1 protein-coding gene is annotated in these 613 nt (G+C 76.3%); it reads left to right on the top strand.

What is annotated here, in order from left to right:
• Window positions 1-613 (top strand): SecDF P1 head subdomain-containing protein (locus ACWJ6R_RS37710; protein WP_449066761.1); only part of this gene is annotated, 613 nt, incomplete at both ends.

Raw genomic sequence — 613 nt, 5'->3', positions numbered from 1 at the left:
CCCGGGGCGGCCTCCCGGAGCGCCGGGCGCGCCGAGGGCCAGCCGGGCCACCACCGCCGTCCTCGTCGTCGCGCTGGTCCTCGTGGTGCTGACCACCGGCGTGCTCGCCACCATCGCGGTGCTCATGACCCGCAACCCCGGCGTGCCGCTGGGCGCCCCGCCGCCCCAGCGGCTGCCGGCGCCCATCCACTTCGCCCCGGTCACCGCCGACCAGCCGGGACCGTGCACGACTCCCGAGGGCGTCCCCGACGAGGCCGGGCAGATCTGCTACGAGGTCGCCGCGGGGGTCGACGTGACCGCCGTCCGGGGGATCGACGCGGTCCGGGGGAGCGACGGCTCCTACGCGGTCCGGATCACCTTCGCACCCGCGTTCCACGACCGGATCAACAGCCTGACCGAGGAGGCGGTCGACCAGCAGATCGCCATCGTCGTCGGAGGGAGGGTCCTGGCGGCGCCCCGGGTCCGAGAGGTGATCACCGAGGACAGCATGCAGATCGCCGGCTCCTTCACCAGGGAGCAGGCGGAGGCGATGGTCGCCCGGCTGCGCGGGACCCCGGAGGGCACGTCCCAGCCGCCCGCCACCCCGCCGGCGACCGCCCCGACCGGTGCACCC

It is taken from the genome of Planomonospora algeriensis (assembly GCF_977012225.1).
This window is presented reverse-complemented; position numbering and strand designations above follow the sequence as displayed.